We start from the raw sequence: 15,160 nt of genomic DNA, 5'->3' as shown, positions 1-15,160 counted from the left end.
GCGCTCCTTACCCCGATCTGCACCCTGATGACCGCCTTACGCTACCTGCAAGCCTACCCGCCGCATCTGCAAGACCAGGTGCGTCAGCTGATCGCCAGCGGCCGCCTGGGCGCCTACCTGGACCAACGCTATGCCGAGCGGCATACGGTACAGAATGACAAGGCGTTGTACGGCTACGCCCAGGATCTCAAGCAGGAATACCTGCGCAGCGCACCGCCGCTGGACAAGGTGCTGTTCGACAACCGCCTGGACCTGACCCATCGCGCCCTCGGCTTGAACACCGCGGTGTCGCGGGTACAGGGCGGCAAGCTCAAGGCCAAGAAAGAGATCCGCATCGCCTCGTTGTTCAAGGAGGCGGCGCCGCAGTTTCTGCGCATGATCGTGGTGCACGAACTCGCGCACCTGAAAGAGCGCGACCACAGCAAGGCCTTCTACCAGCTCTGTCAGCACATGGAGCCGGACTACCACCAATTGGAATTCGACCTGCGCGTCTACCTGACCTATCGGGAGCTGCCGGGTAACACCTGAGGGACAAGCACCAGATGAGCACGGAAGTGAGCAAGACCCGCAGCAGTTTCTACCGCCGCCTGTACGTGGCCTGGCTGATCGACAGCCAGACCGCCACCAGTGTGCCGGCGCTGATGGAGGCCACCGGCATGCCCCGGCGCACCGCGCAGGACACCATCGCTGCGCTGGCCGACCTGGACATCGTCTGTGAATTCGAGCAGCAGAGCGGCGCCCGCAACCATGCCGGGCATTACCGCATCCGTGACTGGGGGGCGATCGACAAGCAGTGGATCATCCAGCATCTGCGCCAGATCAGGGATGTGCTGGGTTATCCGTGATCTCTGCGCGGTCCTGGTGAGAGCAATTGTCTTGCTCGCTATTCAAACCGTTGCGCGATCACTTTGGGAGCGGGTTCACCCGCGAACACGGGCATAGCCCGTGCCAGGCACCGAGGTGTCATCTTCGCGGGTAAACCCGCTCCCACAGGCAGAGTGCAGGTCTTGAGTTCGGCGCTGTCAGGTGGGAGCAACTGCCTTGCTCACACTTTAAAGATCTGGCGCGCCCACCGGCGGCTTCAGCCCTTGCGCATGCCGATATGGGGAATGTCGTCCTCGAGATATTCCTCGCCCACCGCGACGAAACCATGCCGAGCGTAGTACCCCTGCAAATGCGCCTGTGCCGACAGGTACACCGGTGTCCCCGCCCAGCAATGTTCGGCGCACTCCAGCCCCTTGAGCAGCAACTGATGGCCCAGGCCGCCACCCCGTGCGTCGGCTGCCGTCACCACTCGCCCGATGACCACGTCGCCACCCTGTGATTGCGGGTCGAGCAGGCGCAAATAGGCCACCAGCTTGTCGTCCTGCCAACCCATCAGGTGCAGGGTGTCGCCGCTCAGGTCCTGCCCGTCGACTTCCTGGTAGGCACAGCGTTGCTCGACCACGAACACTGCCGTACGCAACTGCAGGACGGCATAGAGCTGTTCCTTGCCGAGGTCGCTGTGGTGTTTGCAGATCCACTCGATGGACATGGGGTATGGGCTCCTTGTATTGGCGCTCGATCATCGCAAATCCCGCCGCTGCGCACGAGCCTGGCCTTGCCGCAAATCACGTCAGATGTCGTTCGGCCAAAATAGAGGCTAAATGACATTATTGTCCGCTGTCGCCGGGATGCGGCTTGTGTAATCTGCAGGATCTGTTGTGAGTAGAGATCGCCAACTTCAGCGTGGGGCCCCCAACTGCGAAAGGATTTGAGCATGCGGCCACTGCTTTGCGTTCTTGGAATACTGGGTTTGTTGTGCGCGATGCCGGCAGGCGCCCAGGAGAAACTGCGACTGGTGGCCGACAGCTGGCCGCCCTTTACCGACGCCGCCATGCCCGGCGGTGGCCTGGCCACCAGCATCGTCACCACGGCGCTGAACCGTGCAGGTTTCGCCACTTCGTTCGAGGAAGTGCCTTGGGCCAGGGCGCTCATGGGCATTGGCGAGGGGCGTTACGACGTACTGGTCAACGCCTGGTACAACGATGAGCGCACGCGCATCGGCGAGTTCTCCGGGCCCTACCTCATCAACCGTATCCGTCTGCTCCAGCGCCAGGGCGAAGGCTTCGTCTTCAAGCGTCAGGCCGACCTCTACCCCTACACCATCGCCGTGGTGCGCGACTATGCCTACTCACCGGGCTTCGACAGTGACGAGCGTCTGAACAAAGTGCCGGTGCGCAGTTTCTCGTCGGCGGTGCGGATGCTCGCGGCCGGGCGGGTCAACCTGACGGTGGAGGACGAGTACGTGGCGCGTTACAACCTGCAGCGCGAACCGCAGCAGGTGCGCGATGGGGTGAGCTTCGTCGACCCGCCGCTGAGCGAGAACAGCCTGCACATCCTGGTCAGCCTCAAGCACCCGGAGCACGGGCAGGTCGTGGCACGGTTCGAGAAGGCCATCGCGGCGATGAAGGCCGATGGCAGCTACGCCCGGTTGTTGCGCCAGCACGGCTTCTGATCTGCGTTGGCCCTATCGCCGGCAAGCCGGCTCCCACATGGATCGCGCCTGTGGGAGCCGGCTTGCCGGTCCCCCCACTCCCTTCGTTGGTCTTCCCGCCTTTTCCCCCCCCCCCCCCCCCCCCCCCAGTACAGGTCACCCCGCGATCAGCCCGGCTCACCTTCCTTGATCAAATGCCCCGCCAACGTGCGTAGCGGCCCCAATTGACGGCAGATCAGCGCCAGTTGGGTCTGCACCAGGCGCTGGTGCTCGTCCAGCTCCTCGGGCATCTGCTCCAGCGCATTGGCCAGGGCCTCTTCCGCGTCGCTGTGGATCGCCACCGGCAGGCGCGCGGCCAGGCCGTTGGCGATTTCGTCGAGGCTGGCGGCCAAGGTCTGGCCTGCACCCTCGATCAGCTGTTCATGGACCTCGGCCGGCAACGCGGTGTCGCGGTGTGCCCCAAGCCCTGAGAGATAACTGAGCAGGGTGTGCGACAGCACCAAAAAGCGGAAGCCGACATCCGCTTCCTTACGGAAATGCCCGGGCTCCATGAGCATGTTGGCCAGGGTGGTGGACAGCGCGGCGTCGGCGTTGTGCGCGTTGCGCCGGGCCAGGCGGTAGGCCAGGTCGTCGCGCTTGCCGTGGGCATACTGCTGCATGATCTGGCGCAGGTACTGGCTGGCGCAGGCCAGGGTATTGCCCAGCACCTTGTTCAGCCGGCGGCCCTGCCAGTCGGGCAGGAACAGGAACACCGCGAGGATGGCGATCAGGCTGCCGACCAGGGTATCGAACAGGCGCGGCAGGAACAGCCCATAGCCATCGCCGGTCTGGTTGAAGCAGAACAGCACCATCAGGGTGATCGCCGCCGTGGCCAGGGTGTAGCGGGTGGTGCGGTTGACGAAGAACACCACCCCGGCGACCACGGCGAAGGCCGACTGCATCAGCGGGTTGGGGAACAGGTCGAACAGCGCCCAGCCCACGGTCAGGCCGATGGCGGTGCCGAGCATCCGCTGGCCCAGCTTGCGCCGGGTCGCCCCGTAGTTGGGCTGACAGACGAACAGGGTGGTGAGGATGATCCAGTAGCCCTGGGTCGGGTGGATCAGGTGCACCATGCCGTAGCCCACCGACAGTGCCAGCGACAGGCGCAGGGCATGGCGGAACAGCAGCGAGGTGGGGGTCAGCTGGGTGCGCAAGCGCTGCCACACATCCTTCAGGTTGCGCGGCGAGCGGTCGAGCAGGCTGCTGTCGCTGGCATCTGCCAGGCTGTCCGGGTTGCTCGCGGCGCCCAGCAGGCGGTCCAGCGTGGCCAGGTTGGCGGCCAGGGCCCGCAGCGAGCGCAGCAGCCCGCGCCAGGCCGGGTTGTTCTGTTCGCGCAGGTGCTCCAGCGAAGCATTCAGGTCTTCCAGCGCTTCGGGGTAGCCGCTGGCGAGCACGAACGGCTGGCGCAGGCGGATCGAGCGCGCCAGCTCCTGGCAGGAGGCACCCTGTTTGCGCAGCAGGCGCTGGCAACGGAACATCACGTCGCTGTGGAAGAACGCCTCGTTCAGGGCGTTGTAGGGGTAGTGCGAGGCGCTGACCCGCTCGTGCAGGTCCTGGGCCAGGAAGTACAGCTTGAGGTAGCGGCTGACCTTGGAGTTGGGCTGACTGTTGCCGACACGGTGCAGGATGATTTCCTTGGCGGCGTTGAGCGCGGCTACCACCTTGCCGTTCTGCTTGGCCAGCTCCAGGCGCGTGGCCTCGACGTCCAGGCCGCGGATCGGCTCGAACAGGCTGGCCTTGAGCTTGAGGTAGCTGCCCAGTTCATAGAACAGCTTGGCCAGGCTCTGCTGCACCGGCTGGTTGGAAAACAGCGCCTGCCACAGCACCGACAGCAGCCCGTACCAGGCGGCGCCGGTCACCAGCAGCAGCGGCTCGTGCCAGAAGTCATTGACCTCACCGCCGCGCTGGTCCACACCGATCATGGTGTAGACCGACAGGATCAGCGTCGCCGAGGCGATCGCCCCGTAGCGTTCGCCCAGTGCGCCGAGCATGGTCAGGCCGAAGGCGGCCAGGGCCAGGGCGAGGGCGAAGATCCAGGGGTAGGGGAACAGCAGCTCCACCGACAGGGCGGCGATGGCAAAACAGCCGAGGGTGACCAGCAGGGCGCTGAGGCGGCCCTGCCAACCGTCATCGGTCTCGGCCAGTGCGCTGGCGATGATGCCGAGGAACAGCGGGATGAGCAGGCTCATCTCGTTCTGGTACCAGCACCAGGCCATGCTGCCGGTGAGGGCGATGGTCACACGAATGGCGTAGCTGAACTTGTCTTGGCCCCACAGGCGACGCAATGAATGGCGGAACGAGCTCGATGACATGATGGCCTGCTGGGCAGTTTGCGGACTAGAACCTTGGGGGCCTCATCGCGGAGCAAGCCCGCTCCCACGAGACACAGGAGGCCTTTGTGGGAGCGGGCTTGCCCCGCGATGGTTTTGCACCCTTCACAACACAGACCAGCAAGAAGCGTTCCGTGCTGCTGAATGGATTCTACTCTACACGAACTGCGCCGCAGCGTTGGCCGAAGCCCAGGCCCACTGGAAGTTGAAACCACCCAGGTGCCCGCTCACGTCCAGCACTTCGCCGATGAAGTACAGCCCGGGGCTCTTCAGCGATTCCATGGTCTTGGACGACACCTCGCGGGTATCCACGCCGCCCAGGGTCACCTCGGCAGTGCGATAGCCCTCGGTGCCCGCCGGCACCACCTGCCAGGCCGCCAGCTTGTCGGCGACTTCGGCCAATTGGGCCGGGGTGTACTGCTTCAGCGGCTTGGATTCGAACCACTGCTCGGCCAGCAGGTTGGCCAGCTTGCGGGTGAACACCTCGCCCAGCACGGTCTTCAGCTCGCTGTTGGGGCGCTCGACCTGCTGGCCCTGCAGCCACTCCAGGGCATCGCGGTCGGGCAGCAGGTTGATCTCGACCGTGTCGCCGGCCTCCCAGAACGAGGAAATCTGCAGGATCGCCGGGCCGCTCAGGCCGCGGTGGGTGAACAGCAGGTTTTCCCGGAAGCTTGTGCCGTTGCAACTGGCGGTGCAGTCCAGCGAGGTGCCGGACAGCTCGGTGCACAGTGCCTTGAGCTGGGGCTCGGTGATGGTGAACGGCACCAGGCCGGCGCGGGTCGGCAGCAGTTCGTGGCCGAACTGGCGCGCGACCTGGTAGCCGAAGCCGGTGGCGCCCAATGTCGGGATTGACAGGCCGCCGGTGGCGATCACCAGCGACTGGCAGGCGAACGGGCCGGCGCTGGTCTGCAGGCGGTAGCCGCCTTCGGTTTTCTCGATCTGTTCGATGCTGGTGTTCATGCGCAGTTCGGCGCCGGCCGCGTCGCACTCGGCCAGCAGCATGTCGAGGATGTCGCTGGACTTGTTGTCGCAGAACAGCTGGCCGAGCTTCTTCTCGTGGTACGGCACGCCGTGCTTGCACACCAGTTCGATGAAGTCCCACTGGGTGTAGCGGGCCAGCGCCGACTTGCAGAAATGCGGGTTGTGCGAGAGGAAGTTGGCAGGCTCGGTGTACATGTTGGTGAAGTTGCAGCGCCCGCCGCCGGACATGAGGATCTTCTTGCCCGGTTTGTTGGCGTGGTCGAGCAGCAGCACCCGACGGCCACGGCGGGCGGTGAGCTGGGCGCACATCAGGCCGGCGGCGCCGGCGCCGAGGATGATCACGTCGGTGGAGTGCACGGTGTTGAACCTGTCTGAATGTAAAAATTGGAATGCCGGATCTGTGGGAGCGGGGGGGGGGGGGGGGGGGGGGGGGGGGGGGAGGGGGGGGGGTGGGGGGGGAAGGCATACACCAAAAGGGCGGACAGAAACCTTCCCCCCCCCCCCTTCTCCCCCTCCCCCCCCCCCCCCCCCCCACTCCCCCCCCCCCCCCCCCCCCCCCCCCCCCCCCGCTCCCACAGGGATCTTGCCAAGCCCTTAGACGATACGGACTTTCAGGGCGCGACCCTTGATCTTGCCGCTGTTCAAGCGCTGCATGGCCTGCTTGGCCACCGCCCGCTCCACGGCTACGAACGCCACGAAGTCGAAAATGGCGATCTTGCCCACCTGCTTGCCCGGCAAGCCGGCATCGCCGGTCAGCGCACCGAGGATATCGCCCGGGCGCAGCTTGTCCTTGCGCCCGGCGCCGATGCACAGGGTGGTCATCGCCGGCAGCAGCGGCTCGCCGCCTTTGTTCTTCAGGTTGTCCAGCTGCTCCCAGCGCAGCGGCTGCTGTTGCAGGTCTTCGATGGCCTGGGCGCGGTGGCCCTCGGCCGGGGCCACCAGGCTGATCGCCACGCCCTTCTCGCCGGCACGGCCGGTACGGCCGACGCGGTGCACGTGGATCTCGGCGTCACGCGCCAGCTCGACGTTGATGACCATGTCCAGGCCATCGATGTCCAGGCCGCGGGCGGCCACGTCGGTGGCCACCAGCACCGAGCTGCTGCGGTTGGCGAACATGGTCAGCACCTGGTCGCGATCGCGCTGCTCCAGGTCGCCGTGCAGCGCCTGGGCAACGATGCCCTTGGCGGTGAGGTGGGCGACGACGTCTTCGCACTGCTGCTTGGTGAAGCAGAACGCCACGCAGGACTGCGGGCGGTAGTGGCCGAGCACGCGGGTCACAGCTTCCAGGCGCTGCTGCGCGTCGATCTCGATGAAACGCTGTTCGATCTGGTTGTCGCTGTGCAGCGCCTCGACCTTCACCTGCTGCGGCTGGCGCATGAAGTTCTTGGCCAATTGCTCGATGCCGGCCGGGTAGGTGGCCGAGAACAGCAAGGTCTGGCGGCGCGACGGGGTCTTGCCGATGATGCTGGCGATGGCGTCGAAGAAGCCCATGTCGAGCATGCGGTCGGCTTCGTCGAGCACCAGGGTGTTGAGGCCGTCGAGTACCAGGGTGCCTTTGTCCAGGTGCTGCTGGATGCGCCCCGGGGTGCCGACGATGATGTGCGCGCCGTGCTCCAGCGAGGCGATCTGCGGGCCCAGCGAAACGCCACCGCACAGGGTGAGGATCTTGATGTTGTCCTCGGCCCGGGCCAGACGGCGCAGCTCCTTGGCCACCTGGTCGGCCAGCTCGCGGGTCGGGCACAGCACCAGCGCCTGGCAACCGAAGTAGCGCGGGTTGATCGGATTGAGCAGGCCGATGCCGAAGGCGGCGGTCTTGCCGCTGCCGGTCTTGGCCTGGGCGATCAGGTCCTGGCCCTTGAGAATGACCGGCAGGCTCTGGGCCTGGATCGGGGTCATCGAGGCGTAGCCCAGGGCGTCCAGGTTGGCCAGCATGGCGGCGGACAGCGGGAGGGTGGCAAAGGCGGTGGTTTCAACGGTCACGAGGCGGGCCTACGGTGCGAAGCGAAAAATGTCGCACAGTCTACCAGCCTCATGGCCATTCGCCCTACGACTCGACGTGCTCTTCCGGACGACGAGCGCGCCTTCCGTCTGTCGGCGCCAGTTGCAGGAAGATCGCCGCCGCCAGCATGGCCATCACGCCGATGGTGACGAAGGTCAGCTGGAACGCCCCCAGGGTGCTTTGCACGCCTTCGGCGCTGCCGGCTGCGGTGAAACCGCCGAGCAGCGCACCGGCGCAGGCCACGCCCAGGCTCAGCGACAGTTGCGCGACCACCGACAGCAGGCTGTTGCCGCTGCTGGCGCTGGCGTCGTCGAGGTCGATCAGGGTCACGGTGTTCATCGCCGTGAACTGCATCGAGTTCACCGCCCCCAGCAACGCCAGTTGCACCAGCAGCAGGGCATACGGCGTCTGTTCATCGACCAGCCCCAGGCTGGCCAGCAGCAGGCCCAGCAGCAAGGTATTGCCGGTGAGTACGATGCGATAGCCCAGGCGTTCGATCAGCGGCCGGGCCACCGACTTGGCCAGCATCGCTGCTGCCGCCAGCGGGATCATGCTCATGCCCGCCTGGGCCGGCGAGTAACCCAGCGCCACCTGCAGCAGCAACGGCACCAGGAAGGGCAGGGCGCCGCTGCCCAGGCGGGCGAACAGGTTGCCGAGGATGCCGATGGCGAAGGTGCGCACGCGGAACAGCGACGGCGAGAACAGGGGCTCCGGGTCACGCCCGGCACGCAGCCAGTACGCGGCCAGGCAGGCCATGCCGGCGAACAGCAACAGCATCACCCGCAGGTGCGGCAGGTGTAGCTCGCCCAGGCCTTCCATGGCGATGGTGATCAGCACCATCGCCGCACCGAACAGCACGAAGCCCGGCCCGTCGAAGCGGGTACGCTCGGCGCCGCGCAGGTCGGGGATGAACTTCCACACCGCATAGCAACCGAGGGCGCCCACCGGCAGGTTGAGCAGGAAGATCCAGTGCCAGGTCAGGATCTCCACCAGCCAGCCGCCGAGGGTCGGGCCGAGCAGCGGGCCGAGCAGGCCGGGGATGGTGATGAAGCTCATGATCCGCACCAGCTCGCTGCGCGGGTAGGCGCGCAGCACCACCAGCCGGCCTACCGGCAGCATCAGCGCTCCGCCCAGGCCCTGCACCACCCGGGCGAAGATCAGGAAACCCAGGCTGTTGGCCATGGCACACAGCAGCGAGCCGAAGCTGAACAGCAGGATCGCGCTGAAGAAGATGCGCTTGGTGCCGAAGCGGTCGGCGATCCAGCCCGAGGCCGGGATCAGCAGCGCCACGGTGAGCATGTAGGCGATGATCACGCCCTGCATGCGCAAGGGGTCCTCGGCCAGCGAGCGGGCCATGGCCGGCAGCGCGGTGTTGAGGATGGTGCCGTCCAGCGACTGCATGAAGAAAGCGATGGCCACCACCCAGGGGATCCAGCGGGCGGTGACGGGGGCCAGTGGTGCGCGTTCGGACATGGGAAGCCTCAGGCAAGTGTAGGGCCCATTGTGGGAGGGGGCGGGCGTGGGAGCGGGCTTGCCCCGCGATGGCGTCGGATCGGCCATTGATGTTGCCTTGGCTGGCCCTATCGCGGGGCAAGCCCGCTCCCACGCTGTAGTTTTACAAGGTCAAGGTGAGCCCTTTGACCAGCGCCCCCGGCAGATGACTCGACCCGGTACTGCGCTGCCCATAAGTGCTGGTCGACAGGATCATCTCGCGCTCCTGGGTTAGCGCCTCGAGCTGGCTACCCAGCAGGCTGTAAAGGCTGTCATCAAAGCGCATGGTGCTCACCGGCCCCTGGATCTGGCCGTTTTCCACCCAGAACGTGGCGAACCGGGTCAGCCCGGTCATCCGCGCCGCGGGCAGGTCCGAGTAGTTCAGGTACCACAGGTTGCTGATGTACAGCCCGGTGCCCAGGCGTTCGAGGATCTGCGCGCTGGGCAGGTTGCCCGGCGCCAGGCTCAGTGCGCACGGCGATTCGTAGCTGTCGGCGCCATTGGCCTGAAGTGTGAACTCGGCGGCGCTGCGAGCGCTGACCAGACGCTCGCGTGCCTGGCCCTCGCCAATCAGCAGCAGGTCGCGCCGCGGCGAGCCCTCGTCGGAGAACGCCGGGCTCAACGAGCCGCTGACCTGTTCGCTGAAACTCACCAGTGAGCTCAGCCGTGCATCGCCGTTGTACAGGCGTTGCAGCGAGCTGTTCCCTGTGGCCAGTGCCTGGGCCGAGAAACCACCCCAGCAGAGCATCCCGGCAATCTCGTCCATCGCCGCTGGCGCCAGGTAGGCGCGGTAGCTGCCGGGCTTGAGGGTAATGGCCGGGCGGCCCAGGTGCTGCAGCTGTTCGCGGGCCAGGCGCAGGCGCGCGGCAAAGGCCTCGCCGCTCCAGGCTTGGCCCGCGTAGTTGGCTTTGACCGCCTGGCCGTTGGCATGGAACAGGCTCCAGTCGAAGTTGAAACTGTTGGCCTGGTGCCAGCCGAAGGCGCCGAACGAGCTGGCGAAGCCGCGGCAGATGGGGCCGGCGGCGTAGATGCCGACCAGGTCCAGGTCGCTCGCCTCGCGCTCGACCAAGGCCAGCACTTCATCCAGCTCGGGCAGTGGCTGCTCCAGCAGGCTGTGGCTGTGCCAGGCACGCTCGTCGAGGCTCAAGTACGGATCGAGCGGCAGCAGCGGCAGGGTCTGACGCAGTTGCCCGAGGCCGTCATGCAGGCGCTGGCGATCCAGCTCGGCGTCATCGCCCAGGGTGATCTGTTGCTCCGCCTGGCGGCCATCGCGAATCAGCCGCAGCTGCACGCTGGCCTGGCTGACCAGCCCGGCCTGGCGCACCTTGGCATGGTTGAACCGTACGAACTGCGAGTGCTCGGCACTGTAGCCCAGGGTGAACTGCTCGCCGGGTTGCAGCGCATCGCGCAGGGCGCCGAGCAGGTCTTCGAAGCGTTGTTGATAGGTGCTCATCAGGCGTCCCCTCCGAATACGTCGATCTGGCGGAACACGCAGGCCGGCGAGGCGTGGCCGACCCGCACCACCTGGTTGGGTTCACCCTTGCCGCAGTTGGGCGTGCCGAGTACCTGGAAGGTGCTGCGATCGCCCACCGCCGACAGGTTGCGCCAGAAATCGGCGGAGATGCCCCTGTAGTTCGGGTTTTTCACCACGCCCTTGAGCTCGCCGTTCTCGATCAACTGGCCCCATTCGCAGCCGAACTGGAACTTGTTGCGGGCGTCATCGATGGACCACGAGCGGTTGGTGCGCATCAGGATGCCGTTTTCGATTGCGCCGATCAGTTGCTCCAGCGGCTGGTCGCCCGGTTCGATATTGAGGTTGGCCATGCGGTCGATCGGCGCGCGGTTCCAGCCACAGGCGCGGCTGTTGGCCACGCCGTCCAGGCCCGAACGCAGTTGCGACAGCGCGCCGCCCAGCGGGCGCACCAGCAAGCCGTTGCGGATCAGGAACTGCTTGCTGGCCGGGGTGCCGTCGTCGTCGAAGCTGTAGCTGGCCAGCTCTTCGCCGATGGTGGGGTCGAAGGTCACGTTGAGCAGCGGGGAGCCGTATTGCAGGTGGCCGAAGTCGGCGGCTTTGACGAAGCTGGTGCCGGCGTAGTTGCGCTCGTCGCCGAGGATGCGGTCCATCTCCAGCGGATGGCCGATGGACTCGTGGATCTGCAGCATCATCTGGTCGGGCATCAGCAGCAGGTCGCGGGTGCTGCTCGGGGTGTTGGGCGCCAGCAGCAGTTGCAGGGCTTCGTCGGCCACGCGGCGGGCCGCGCCGACCAGGCCGCAGCGCTCGATCACCTCGACGCTGCCTTGCTGGCCGAAGTTGTCGCGGCCCAGGGTGCGGCTCTGGCTGTCCTGGCCGTCGCTGGCGGTGACGCCCAGGCCTGGGTAGACGAAGCGCTGGGCATGGCGCAGCTCGGCGCCGGCGGAGTTCAGGTAGGTCTGCTCGACCAGGCTGATGCCCAGGCTGGCCTGCCAGTCCACCAGGCGGCTGTCCTTGGGCACGCTGGCGGATTCTGCGGCCAGCAGGTCCAGGCAGTCGGCGAGGTTGGGCAGGGGCTGGTCGAAGTTGGGTGAAACGTGGTCATGACGCTCGCTCGGGGCGGCTTGGCCGCTGAGGTCGAGCAGGCTATGGGCCTTGATGCGTCGGGCCAGCGCTTCGGCCTGTTCCAGGGCGCGCTGCAGGCCGCTTTGCGACAGGTCGGCGGTGGCCGCGTAGGCCTCGACGCCGTTGACCCGCACGGTGAGCATGGCGCCTTCATCCTGGCTGAAGTGCGGCGGCTCGGCGACATTGCGGCGTACTGAAAGGGACTGGTGCGATTGCTTGACGTGGCGAAGCGAGAACACTTCGGCCGTGCTGCGCAGCGCGGCGAAGCGCTGGCGCAGCAGGGCGCTGGAATCGAACATGGGAAACCTCCGTTGGCGCGGTGGCTCCCCCTAGAACCACCCCTCTTGCATGCCCAGGCACGTATCGTCGCGGGCCTCGAGCAATGCGAGGTCATTATGGCAGCCCGGTACTTCCCAGGTGAGGAAATAACGCGCGGCCTGCAGCTTGCCCTGGTAGAAGTCGCGGTCGCGGCCCGTGAGCAGGCCGACTTCGGCATGGATAGCCTGCTCCAGCCAGCGCCAGCCGATCACGCAGTGACCGAAGGCCTTCAGGTACAGCGCCGAGTTGGCCAGGGCCCCGGCGACCTTGCCTTGGGCCAGGTCGCCGAGCAGGGCCAGGGTGACCGCTTGCAGGCGATTGACCAACTGCTCCAGTGGTTGGCGCAGGTTATCCAGGTTCGGGTGATGGCTGGCGCGCTCGCAGGTGCCGGCGATCAGGCGGATCAGTTGCTTGAGCCCGGCGCCGCCGTTCTGCGCCAGCTTGCGGCCCAGCAGGTCGAGGGACTGGATGCCCTCGGTGCCTTCGTGGATCGGGTTCAGGCGGTTGTCGCGGTAGTACTGCTCGACCGGGTATTCGCGGGTGTAGCCATGGCCGCCGAGGATCTGGATCGCCAGCTCGTTGGCCTTGAGGCAGAAGGTCGAGGGCCAGGATTTGACGATCGGGGTGAGCAGGTCGAGCAGCTCCTGGGCTTGCTGGCGGGCGTGTTCTTCGGGCGCGGTGTGGGTGTCGTCGAACAACCGCGCGGCGTACAGGCCCAGGTCGAAGGCGCCTTCCACGTAAGCCTTCTGGGCCAGCAGCATGCGCTTCACGTCGCTGTGCTCGATGATCGGCACGGCCGGGCTGTGTGGGTCCTTGTTGTCCGGCAGGCGGCCTTGCGGGCGCTGGCGGGCGTACTCCAGTGAGTAGAGGTAGCCGGCGTAACCGAGCATCACCGCGCCCATGCCGACGCCGATGCGCGCTTCGTTCATCATCTGGAACATGCAGGCCAGGCCCTGGTGCGGCTGGCCGACCAGGTAGCCCACGCACTGGCCGTTGTCGCCGAAGTTCAGCGCGGTGGAGGTGGTGCCGCGCCAGCCCATCTTGTGGAACAGCCCGGCCAGCAGCACATCGTTGCGCGGGCCCAGGTTGCCGTCGGGGTTGACCAGGTACTTGGGCACGATGAACAGCGAGATGCCTTTCACGCCAGCCGGTGCGCCCGGCAGCTTGGCCAGGACCATGTGCACGATGTTTTCCGAAAGCGCGTGGTCGCCGCCGGAGATGAAGATCTTGTTGCCCTTGAGCCGGTAGCTGCCATCGCCGGCAGGCTCGGCGCGGGTGCGGATATCGGCCAGCGAGGAGCCGGCGTGGGGTTCGGTCAGGGCCATGGTGCCGAAGTAGCGGCCTTCGATCATTGGTTGCAGGAACAGGCGCTGCTGTTCTTCGGTGCCGAAGCTCTCGATCAGGTTGGCCGCGCCCATGGTCAGGAACGGGTAGGCCGTGGTGCCGGCGTTGGCGGCCTGGAAGTGCGCGAAGCAGGCTTGCGATACCAGGCTGGGCAGCTGCATGCCGCCGACTTCGAAATCGCGGTTGGCGTTGAGGAAGCCGGCTTCGAGGAAGGCGTCGACCGCTGGTTTCACTTCCGGGATCAGTTCGGCGCGGCCGTCCACGTAGCGGGGCTCGTTTTCGTCGCCCTTGCGGTTGTGCGGGGCGAAGTACTTCTCGGCGATGGTGCGGGCGGTGGTCAGCGCCGCGTCGAAGGTTTCGCGGCTGTGCTCGGCGAAGCGCGGGCGCTGGGTCAGGGCCTCGGCGTCGAGGACTTCGTAGAGTTCGAAGGCGAGGTTGCGGCTGCTGAGGAGTTGCTCGGACATGGCGGCATTCCTGGGTCGGGGTGCGGCGAGTCTAGGTTGGGGCTTGATGCGGGGAACAGGTTAATTGGTCTGGGTGATATGGCTTTAGAAGGCAGCGTTTTCGGAGGAGGGATTAGGTGAGGACTGCCAGGTGTTCGCCGAAAGTTCTTCAGCGCCTATGAGATCGAGCGCCGCCCGCGCGGCGCATCGCGGATGAATCCGCTCCTACATCTGTTTCGGGCCAATTATTCCTGTGAAAGTATCGGCGCCTGCCTTGGTGCATGCCTTGAGTCATGCGGGGCGGCGGCAACGCCCACACTGAAACCGCGTCGTACCAACAAGGCGGTCCAGGTAATGGCACAGAAGAGACTGGCCCGAAATAAACTGTGGGAGCGGGTTTACCCGCGAAGCGCCGCGCGGGCGGCGCTCGATCTTGTAGGCGCTGCAAGGCTTTCGCCCAGCGCTTGGACGCCCTCATGCGATCGTGGCTATGGACCTGGAAGCGCTGGATCCAAGGGTTACCTCTGCCGCGTTTCCTACGCAAATCCCGAGACTTCCCCTATTCCCTGTAGTCCATTTCCCAAACATACTTCTGCCTCTTTCAAGCCATTGCGGTGCTCTGGGTTGGTCACTAGTCTCGGGCGGTCGCTGCGAAAACAGTGACCGGCTTTGACAGGCCGTCCTAGGTTTATTCCCATGGCTTGCCTTTTATGGCGGCTGTGCGTGGGGCACTTCGTGTGCGCCGGGTCTTGGGATACCTACCGGTCTGTCAACCCATGTACAGCTGCCACCTTCTTGTTTGACAGCAGGCGTGTTGCGGCCCTTTCCAGGTACCCCAAAATGCTGAAGATCGTCCCCGACCCACCCCACAACCATCACTCCCTTGAAGACACCCTGATCCAGGCCACCGAGTACGCCCTGTGCGCAGTGACCGTGGTCCATCAGGCGATGCTGCTGCAGCCCAAGTCGCCCGTTTCGGTCTTGCTGATGACGGCGATGCACGAGACCGAAGCGCTGCGGGTGTTGCTCGAGTCGGCACTGATTCAGGTGCAGATGCCGGCGCAGCCGCAGGCGATGCATTAGGCCGCGAGGCATGTAGCGCCTGGGCTGACGCCATCGCGGGGCAAGCCCGCTCCCACGCTA

12 protein-coding genes are annotated in these 15,160 nt (G+C 66.0%); 4 read left to right on the top strand and 8 right to left on the bottom strand.

The features are described 5' to 3' along the window. Positions 1-27: 27 nt before the first annotated feature. A complete protein-coding gene (locus ACO6VM_RS24465; protein WP_125465807.1) occupies positions 28-528 on the top strand; it encodes a M48 family metallopeptidase in 501 nt (166 codons plus the stop codon). A gap of 14 nt (positions 529-542) precedes the next feature. After that, positions 543-845, top strand: a complete 303-nt coding sequence (locus ACO6VM_RS24460; protein WP_125465806.1) for a winged helix-turn-helix domain-containing protein — start codon at positions 543-545, stop codon at positions 843-845. Between the two features lie 236 nt (positions 846-1,081). Here the strand turns inward: ACO6VM_RS24460 and ACO6VM_RS24455 are convergent, their stop codons facing one another. Beyond that, entirely contained in the window at positions 1,082-1,534 is a 453-nt protein-coding gene (locus ACO6VM_RS24455; RefSeq protein ID WP_125465805.1) for a GNAT family N-acetyltransferase, read from the bottom strand. Between the two features lie 225 nt (positions 1,535-1,759). Between ACO6VM_RS24455 and ACO6VM_RS24450 the strand changes: the two genes are divergently transcribed. Beyond that, complete coding sequence (locus ACO6VM_RS24450; protein WP_422403915.1) at positions 1,760-2,497, top strand: substrate-binding periplasmic protein; 738 nt, start codon at positions 1,760-1,762, stop codon at positions 2,495-2,497. 146 nt (positions 2,498-2,643) lie between these two features. Here ACO6VM_RS24450 and yccS read toward each other — a convergent pair whose 3' ends face one another. The 7 genes from yccS to ACO6VM_RS24415 form a co-directional block, all read right to left on the bottom strand. Further along, positions 2,644-4,827 carry a YccS family putative transporter gene (gene yccS / locus ACO6VM_RS24445; protein ID WP_401055492.1) on the bottom strand — a complete coding sequence of 728 codons (2,184 nt, stop codon included), beginning with the start codon at positions 4,825-4,827 and terminating at the stop codon, positions 2,644-2,646. A gap of 174 nt (positions 4,828-5,001) precedes the next feature. Then, a complete protein-coding gene (locus ACO6VM_RS24440; protein ID WP_401055490.1) occupies positions 5,002-6,183 on the bottom strand; it encodes an NAD(P)/FAD-dependent oxidoreductase in 1,182 nt (393 codons plus the stop codon). 237 nt (positions 6,184-6,420) lie between these two features. Then, a complete protein-coding gene (gene dbpA / locus ACO6VM_RS24435) occupies positions 6,421-7,758 on the bottom strand; it encodes an ATP-dependent RNA helicase DbpA (protein WP_401056101.1) in 1,338 nt (445 codons plus the stop codon). A gap of 112 nt (positions 7,759-7,870) precedes the next feature. Beyond that, positions 7,871-9,298: a multidrug transporter subunit MdtD gene (gene mdtD / locus ACO6VM_RS24430; protein WP_422403914.1), complete on the bottom strand. Its 1,428-nt coding sequence runs from the start codon at positions 9,296-9,298 to the stop codon at positions 7,871-7,873. Between the two features lie 142 nt (positions 9,299-9,440). Continuing rightward, positions 9,441-10,769, bottom strand: coding sequence for a TldD/PmbA family protein (locus ACO6VM_RS24425; protein WP_422403913.1), 1,329 nt, complete (start codon positions 10,767-10,769; stop codon positions 9,441-9,443). Continuing rightward, positions 10,769-12,211 (bottom strand): TldD/PmbA family protein, encoded by a 1,443-nt coding sequence (locus ACO6VM_RS24420; RefSeq protein ID WP_422403912.1) that lies wholly within the window; start codon positions 12,209-12,211, stop codon positions 10,769-10,771. Before ACO6VM_RS24420 ends, ACO6VM_RS24425 begins: the two co-directional genes overlap by 1 nt. Positions 12,212-12,241: 30 nt before the next feature. Further along, positions 12,242-14,038 (bottom strand): acyl-CoA dehydrogenase, encoded by a 1,797-nt coding sequence (locus tag ACO6VM_RS24415; RefSeq protein ID WP_401055484.1) that lies wholly within the window; start codon positions 14,036-14,038, stop codon positions 12,242-12,244. Positions 14,039-14,857: 819 nt separating this feature from the next. Between ACO6VM_RS24415 and ACO6VM_RS24410 the strand changes: the two genes are divergently transcribed. Beyond that, a complete protein-coding gene (locus ACO6VM_RS24410; protein WP_110995798.1) occupies positions 14,858-15,100 on the top strand; it encodes a hypothetical protein in 243 nt (80 codons plus the stop codon). Positions 15,101-15,160: the final 60 nt, after the last annotated feature.

The organism is Pseudomonas sp. GZD-209, from assembly GCF_049310485.1.
Lineage (GTDB): Bacteria > Pseudomonadota > Gammaproteobacteria > Pseudomonadales > Pseudomonadaceae > Aquipseudomonas > Aquipseudomonas sichuanensis.
This window is presented reverse-complemented; position numbering and strand designations above follow the sequence as displayed.

What these genes read in the sequence shown, in the direction of transcription:
- ACO6VM_RS24450 (WP_422403915.1), top strand. Translation starts at nt 1,760, where the DNA reads ATGCGGCCACTGCTTTGCGTTCTTGGAATACTGGGTTTGTTGTGCGCG.
- ACO6VM_RS24465 (WP_125465807.1), top strand. Translation starts at nt 28, where the DNA reads ATGACCGCCTTACGCTACCTGCAAGCCTACCCGCCGCATCTGCAAGAC.
- ACO6VM_RS24420 (WP_422403912.1), bottom strand. Translation starts at nt 12,211, where the DNA reads ATGTTCGATTCCAGCGCCCTGCTGCGCCAGCGCTTCGCCGCGCTGCGC.
- dbpA (WP_401056101.1), bottom strand. Translation starts at nt 7,758, where the DNA reads ATGCTGGCCAACCTGGACGCCCTGGGCTACGCCTCGATGACCCCGATC.
- mdtD (WP_422403914.1), bottom strand. Translation starts at nt 9,298, where the DNA reads ATGTCCGAACGCGCACCACTGGCCCCCGTCACCGCCCGCTGGATCCCC.
- ACO6VM_RS24425 (WP_422403913.1), bottom strand. Translation starts at nt 10,769, where the DNA reads ATGAGCACCTATCAACAACGCTTCGAAGACCTGCTCGGCGCCCTGCGC.
- ACO6VM_RS24415 (WP_401055484.1), bottom strand. Translation starts at nt 14,038, where the DNA reads ATGTCCGAGCAACTCCTCAGCAGCCGCAACCTCGCCTTCGAACTCTAC.
- ACO6VM_RS24460 (WP_125465806.1), top strand. Translation starts at nt 543, where the DNA reads ATGAGCACGGAAGTGAGCAAGACCCGCAGCAGTTTCTACCGCCGCCTG.
- yccS (WP_401055492.1), bottom strand. Translation starts at nt 4,827, where the DNA reads ATGTCATCGAGCTCGTTCCGCCATTCATTGCGTCGCCTGTGGGGCCAA.
- ACO6VM_RS24410 (WP_110995798.1), top strand. Translation starts at nt 14,858, where the DNA reads ATGCTGAAGATCGTCCCCGACCCACCCCACAACCATCACTCCCTTGAA.
- ACO6VM_RS24455 (WP_125465805.1), bottom strand. Translation starts at nt 1,534, where the DNA reads ATGTCCATCGAGTGGATCTGCAAACACCACAGCGACCTCGGCAAGGAA.